Source organism: Sphingomonas sp. NPDC019816 (genome assembly GCF_050274375.1).
In the GTDB taxonomy this organism is placed as follows: Bacteria; Pseudomonadota; Alphaproteobacteria; order Sphingomonadales; family Sphingomonadaceae; genus Sphingomonas.
In genome coordinates, this window is sequence record NZ_JBNNOB010000176.1 from 1 (window position 1) to 6,023 (window position 6,023).

Here is a 6,023-nt window from a genome sequence, read left to right on the forward strand (position 1 = left end):
CCCCACCCCCGACCCCTCCCCTGAAGGGGAGGGGAGCAGGGAGCGGATACCTTTCCGCTTTAAAAGCGCCCCTCGAAATCAATCGCGCTCGTCCGCGCCGGGCGGGTTGGCCTTGGCCTCCTTCGCTTCGATGGGCTTGCGGGTCTCGTAGATGTCGGCCAGCTTTTCCTCGGTCGCGTCGTCGAGTTCCTTCTCGGCGGCGGGGAACATCTCTTCCTCTTCCTCGTCGATATGATGTTCGTAACGATGGCGCATGTGGAAGAATTTGGACTCCCACTCGTCTGACGCGAAGTCGAGGTCCATCATCTCGCCGAGCAGATCGTCGATCTCCTTATGCTCGGACACCGAATGCCGCGCATCGTCGCGCAGTTCGGGCTCGCCCAGCATGGTCGCGTAAAGCGATTCCTCCTCGGCGGCGGCGTGGCTCTGGATTTCGATGCGGAACGCCTCGAACAGCTTCTTGCGCTTGGCACCGTCGCCCTTCAGCTCGGCGAGTTCCTTGAGCATATCGCGCTGCTTGTCGTGATCGCGCTTGAGGTCGGCGTAGATTTCGGCGGTGGCCATGATCGTCTCCTTCGCGAGGTCCAACGGCGAAGCGCCGCGCGCGTTTCACCCGCGAATCACTCTCACGATTCCGCCCTCGCTCAGGCAAAGAGTTCGAGCTGCTCTGTCTTTGGCTTCACCAGCGGTTTCAAATCCGCCCGCTCGGCCAGCGCGACCGGCCGCCAGTCCTCGGCAATCAGGAAGGGGCGCAGCTTGGCAATCGAGACGGTCAGCCGTCCGACATCCTCCAGCCGCAGCTTGCGCCATTTGCGGGTGGCGATGATCCGGTCCACCGCCTTCACGCCCAAGCCGGGAACGCGCAGCAGCATCTCGCGCGGCGCACGGTTTACATCGACCGGGAAATGCTGCCGGAACTTGAGCGCCCAGGCGAGCTTGGGGTCGATGTCGAGCGGCAGCATGCCCGTCGCTTCGTCCGCAGCCGCCGCCACCTCGTTGGGGCGATAGTCGTAAAAGCGCATCAGCCAGTCGGACTGGTACAGCCGATGCTCGCGCATCAGCGGCGGGCGTTGCAGCGGCAGCACGGCGGAGGCGTCGGGGATCGGGCTGAACGCCGAATAATAAACGCGGCGAAGGCGAAAACGGTCGTAAAGGGTCGCCGCGCGCCCGACGATGTCGCGGTCGGTCGCGGCATCCGCACCCACGATCATCTGGGTCGACTGGCCGGCGGGGGCAAAGCCGGGGGCGGACTTGTACTTCTTCGCCGCGTCGGTGCGATCCTCGATGGCGGCCTTCACATCGGCCATCGCGCCTTCGATCCGGCCGGCGTCCTTTTCAGGCGCCAGCCGCCGCAAACCACCGACCGTGGGCAGCTCGACATTGATCGACACACGATCGGCATGGACGCCCGCCAACCGCACCAGCTCGGGATCGGCATCGGGGATGGTCTTCAGATGGATATAGCCGCGAAAGCCGTGGTCCTCACGCAAGGACCGCGCGACCTCGACAATCTGTTCCATCGTGTAGTTGGACGACTTGATGATGCCCGAGGAAAGGAACAGCCCCTCGATATAATTGCGACGATAGAAAGCGAGCGTCAGGTTCACCACCTCTTGCGCGGTGAAACGCGCGCGGCGGACGTTCGACGATTTGCGGTTGATGCAATAATGGCAGTCGAAGATGCAGCTGTTGGTCAGCAGGATCTTCAGCAGCGAAATGCATCGGCCATCGGGGGCATAGGCGTGGCAGATGCCCATCCCCTCGGTCGAGCCGATACCCTTGCCATCGCGACTGTCGCGTTTGGACGTGCCCGACGACGCGCAGGAGGCGTCGTATTTTGCGGCATCCGCCAGGATCGCCAGCTTCTCACGGGTGTCGAGTTGCGCCATGTGTTCGATATATGTTCGCATGTTCGATGCGGCAAGCGGAACCCTGCCGCTCATCGCCCGTACAGCTCCCCTGGTCCAATCCCTGCGGATCGAAAGGAGACGCGTGGTGCGCAAGGTGATGATCGCGTTGGTTCTGGCGACCGTCGGTGCGCCCGCCATGGCGCAAACCGTGACGAGCCGGGCGAAGACCGCCGATTATCAGTTCAGCTATGTCTACCCGGCCGCCGCCGCGCGGATCGCGGGGCTGAAGGCATGGCTGGACGCCGATCGTGCCCGTATGCAGGCCAAGACCGCCCGCGGCGGGACCGCCGGTCGCCGTCATGCGGCGGAAGGGGGGTATCCCTATAACGCCTATTCGTTCGACAAGACCTGGAAAGTCGTAACCGACACGCCGCGTTTCCTGAGCCTGTCGGGGGACAGCTATAATTTTACCGGCGGCGCGCATGGCATGCCGGCGTCGTACGGGCTGCTTTGGGACAAGAAGGCCGACCGGCGGCTGGAACCCGAGGCGGTGTTCACCTCGGTGGCGGCGTTGCAGGCCGCGACCCGCGCCGCATATTGCGCCAGGCTCAAGGCGGAACAGGTGCGACGCAACGAGGGCCATGTCTCGTCGATGAACACCTGCCCGCCGGTCAAGGATCTGACGGTGTTGCTGGGCTCGACCAATGGCCGGGCGATCGACCGGATCGGGCTGATCGCCGACGCCTATCTCGCCGGCTCCTATGCCGAGGGGGCGTATGAAGTGACCCTGCCGGTGACCCGCGCGATCGTCGCGGCGGTGAAGCCTGAATATCGCGGAGCCTTCGCGGTTCGCTGAAGGGCGCGCGTCGGGCGGCGGGGACGGTCAACCCTGACGCCGGCCACGCCCCTTGGTCATTGGATCCGGCTTTTTGGGCGGGACCCAGCCTTCGGGGCGTTCGGGGCGGGACTGGCTGGTGCCAAGTCCCATCGCGCCGGGTCGCTGGCGGGTCAGGCCACTGGTGTCGACATCGGCATCCTCGGCACCGCCGCGCAGCAGGTTAATGCGGTCACGCAAGGCCCGCGCCTCCTCGAAATCGAGGCGTTCGGCGGCGGCGTCCATGGCGCGGCGCAACTCTTCGATCGACGGGCTGGTCATGCCCGGATGAACGCGTCAGGCGGCGATGCGTGCCGCCTCGGTCTCGGCGATCCAGCCGCCGCCCAACACGCGGTCGCCGTCATAGAGCACCGCCGCCTGACCCGGCGACACGCCATATTCGGGCGCATCGAACACCAGCCGGTCGCCGATCATGCGGGCGGGCACCGGCTTGGCCATGGACCGCACCTTGGCGAACAGGGCGCCGTCCAGCGGCCCCAGCACGTTCATGCCGGTCAGGCGCGCCGCCTCGACCGCCAGCGCGATGCGCGGGCCGACGACGACGCGCTTGGTATCTGGCTCCAGCCGCACGACATACAGAGGCTCGGGGCTCCCACCGATCTCCAGCCCGCGCCGCTGGCCCACCGTATAGTGAATCAGCCCGCGATGCTCGCCCAGTTTCGTGCCTGCCAGATCGACGATATCGCCGCGCGTATCCGCTTCCGGACGCAATTTTTTGACGAGGCCGGCATAGTCGCCATCGGGGACGAAGCAGATGTCCTGGCTGTCGGGCTTGGCCGCGACGCCCAGGCCCAGTTCGGCGGCGATCTCACGCACCCGGGATTTCGGCAGGGCACCCAGCGGGAAGCGCAGGAAGTCGAGCTGGCCTTGCGTCGTGGCGAACAGGAAATAGCTCTGGTCGCGCGCCGGGTCGGCCCCGCGATGCAGCTGCGCGCCGCCCGCGCTCTCGACGCGGCGGACATAGTGGCCGGTCGCCAGACAATCGGCGCCCAGGTCGCGCGCCAGCTTCAGCAGATCGGTGAATTTGGGCCCCATATTGCACTGGACGCAAGGGATGGGGGTGCGCCCGGCGAGATATTCATCGGCGAAGCGATCGACCACTTGCTCGCGAAAACTGTCTTCGTGATCAAATACATAATGGGCGATGCCCAGCCGATCGCAGACCGCGCGCGCGTCGCGGATGTCGCGCCCGGCGCAACATGCGCCCGCGCGGCCCACCGCCTCGCCATGATCATAGAGTTGCAGCGTGACGCCGATCGTCTCGGCCCCCGTGGCGTGGGCGAGCGCGGCCACGACCGAGCTGTCGACCCCGCCCGACATCGCCACCACGATCCGCTTGGCCCGGGGATCGCCCCCAAGCTGAAAATCCACCATCTGCTCCATGGCCGCTCTCATACGCCTTTCCGGTGGGTCATGCAAAAAACGCGGCTCGACGAAGATGGCGGGGATGGTCGCGGCGTCGAAAAAGGGGAATGGTTCACGACCTTTACCGTGTTTTCATATCCGACCGATAATGAAGGGGTCTGACCAGACGGGGATGGATTGCGCTTTTGGACCTCAGCTTCAACCGGTTCGATCGGGATACCGAACTCACCGTGTTGCCGCCCGACCTGGCGGTGCTGATGGTCGGCGTGACCGCGCGTCAGGCCGCCAGTCCGACCGCCGCCGTCCAGGCGGGATTCGCGCGTGCGGCCCCCGATCCGGCGCTGTTCGCTCCGCTGGACGGGGCGTTCAACGGGGGGATGGCGCGGGCGCTCGGGGGGTGGAGAGCGAATGAATGATGCGTTAACCGCACGGCGATAGGTGATGTTCAACGGCCCGTATTCATAAGGCCCCTGGTAAACGATATGGGGTAGGGAGCCCCGACGAGGTAATGATGATCGAGAACCAGAAGATCCGCCCCGCAAAGGTAATCGGGCCGCTCGGCGAACCGCTGACGCTGGACAGCTTGCCGCCGCCCAGCACGACGCGCTGGGTCGTCCGTCGCAAGGCGGAAGTGGTGGCGGCCGTCAATGGCGGCCTGCTCTCGGTGGATGAGGTGTGCGACCGTTATGGCCTGACGGTCGAGGAATTCGCCGGGTGGCAGCGCGCGATCGACCGGTCGGGCATGCCGGGCCTGCGCGTCACGCGGATTCAGCATTACCGCTCGCTCTACGAACGCCAGCAGAAATATTGACAAATCGATTTTACGTCGAATTGACGATACGCGCACGGAACAAGTAGGCCCATTCGCACGTCTTTTCCCCGTGTCCCGCTCGCGGGCCCAACGGAGGGAAAGACAATGGGTATCATCCTGTGGCTTATCATCGGTGGTGTCATCGGCTGGCTGGCCAGCATCATCATGCGTACTGACGCCCAGCAGGGCATCTTCCTGAACATCATCGTCGGTATCATCGGCGCGTTCATCGGCGGCCTGATCTTTGCTGGCGGCTCGATCAACAACGCCGGTCTGTCGATCTACTCGTTCCTCGTTTCGCTGCTGGGCGCCGTCGTCCTGCTGGCGATCGTGAACCTGGTTCGTCGTGGTCGGGTGCGTTAATCCGCTCCCATCCTGACGAAGGTGAAAGGGCCGTCCGGGCGACCGGGCGGCTCTTTTCTTATGGAGGCGGAGCGCCAGTGCCGGAGGACGGCGTTCCTTCGCCCCATCGTCCGGCCACCGGCTACCGTGCGCCGGCCGACAGGGCGGGGCCCCCATGCCCGGACATGGGGGCGAGGCGGGGTCAGCCCAGCAGGAAGCGAACCGAGATATTGACGGTCACGTCACGTTCGCCCGGCGCGATCTTGGTCTGCGGCGCGGCTTCGGCCGCCATGGCGCGCAGCATGATCGGGTGTTCCGGCCCGCCTGGATTCTCGCCGTTTTCGCTGATCGACACGATGCGCAAGACGCGCAGGCCCGCCGCCCTGGCATACAGATCGGCGCGTGCGCGGGCGCGCTTCACCGCGTCGATCCGGGCCTCGTCGAGCGCGGCATCGGGATTGTCGAGCGACAAATTGGGTCCGTCGATCTGGTTGGCCCCCTGCGCGACCAGCGCGTCGAGCACGCCGCCCGCCCGGGCGATGTCGCGGAAGCGGATGTTGAGCGTGTTGGTCGCCTGATAGCCGGTGATGACCGGCGGCACATTCTCGCCATAGCGATATTGCGGCTGAAGCTGCACGGTCGCGGTCTGGATGTCGCGATCGGCGACGCCGGCACGCTTCACCGCGGCGAGCACGCGCTGCATCCGTGCGGCGTTGTCGGACAGCGCGGCGGCGGCGGTCGCGCCCTGGCTCACCACGCC

At 65.7% G+C, this 6,023-nt stretch carries 9 protein-coding genes; 4 read left to right on the plus strand and 5 right to left on the minus strand.

Annotated features, from left to right (window positions below; genetic code table 11):
* Positions 1 to 78: 78 nt before the first annotated feature.
* Positions 79 to 564, minus strand: a complete 486-nt coding sequence (locus ACQKJZ_RS17510; protein ID WP_312490077.1) for a hemerythrin domain-containing protein — start codon at positions 562 to 564, stop codon at positions 79 to 81.
* A gap of 80 nt (positions 565 to 644) precedes the next feature.
* On the minus strand, positions 645 to 1,889 hold the full coding sequence (locus ACQKJZ_RS17515; protein WP_427732779.1) for a putative DNA modification/repair radical SAM protein: 1,245 nt from the start codon (positions 1,887 to 1,889) through the stop codon (positions 645 to 647).
* Between the two features lie 106 nt (positions 1,890 to 1,995).
* Here ACQKJZ_RS17515 and ACQKJZ_RS17520 point away from each other — a divergent pair, with 106 nt between their 5' ends.
* A complete protein-coding gene (locus tag ACQKJZ_RS17520; protein ID WP_427732769.1) occupies positions 1,996 to 2,706 on the plus strand; it encodes a DUF4163 domain-containing protein in 711 nt (236 codons plus the stop codon).
* A 27-nt stretch (positions 2,707 to 2,733) separates the two neighbouring features.
* On the opposite strand, the gene ACQKJZ_RS17525 is transcribed toward ACQKJZ_RS17520, so the two are convergent.
* Positions 2,734 to 3,006: a UvrB/UvrC motif-containing protein gene (locus tag ACQKJZ_RS17525; protein ID WP_427732771.1), complete on the minus strand. Its 273-nt coding sequence runs from the start codon at positions 3,004 to 3,006 to the stop codon at positions 2,734 to 2,736.
* 15 nt (positions 3,007 to 3,021) lie between these two features.
* Positions 3,022 to 4,128 carry a tRNA 2-thiouridine(34) synthase MnmA gene (gene mnmA / locus ACQKJZ_RS17530; RefSeq protein WP_427732773.1) on the minus strand — a complete coding sequence of 369 codons (1,107 nt, stop codon included), beginning with the start codon at positions 4,126 to 4,128 and terminating at the stop codon, positions 3,022 to 3,024.
* A 167-nt stretch (positions 4,129 to 4,295) separates the two neighbouring features.
* On the opposite strand from mnmA, the gene ACQKJZ_RS17535 reads away from it, so the two are divergent.
* The 3 genes from ACQKJZ_RS17535 to ACQKJZ_RS17545 all read left to right on the plus strand — a co-directional run bounded on the left by ACQKJZ_RS17535 (position 4,296) and on the right by ACQKJZ_RS17545 (position 5,284).
* Entirely contained in the window at positions 4,296 to 4,526 is a 231-nt protein-coding gene (locus ACQKJZ_RS17535) for a hypothetical protein (RefSeq protein ID WP_427732775.1), read from the plus strand.
* Positions 4,527 to 4,621: 95 nt separating this feature from the next.
* Positions 4,622 to 4,921, plus strand: a complete 300-nt coding sequence (locus ACQKJZ_RS17540) for a DUF1153 domain-containing protein (RefSeq protein ID WP_312491244.1) — start codon at positions 4,622 to 4,624, stop codon at positions 4,919 to 4,921.
* A 105-nt stretch (positions 4,922 to 5,026) separates the two neighbouring features.
* Positions 5,027 to 5,284: a GlsB/YeaQ/YmgE family stress response membrane protein gene (locus tag ACQKJZ_RS17545; RefSeq protein WP_312491249.1), complete on the plus strand. Its 258-nt coding sequence runs from the start codon at positions 5,027 to 5,029 to the stop codon at positions 5,282 to 5,284.
* A gap of 181 nt (positions 5,285 to 5,465) precedes the next feature.
* Here the strand turns inward: ACQKJZ_RS17545 and ACQKJZ_RS17550 are convergent.
* Positions 5,466 to 6,023: SIMPL domain-containing protein (locus ACQKJZ_RS17550; RefSeq protein ID WP_427732777.1), on the minus strand; the 558-nt coding region annotated here is incomplete at its 5' end.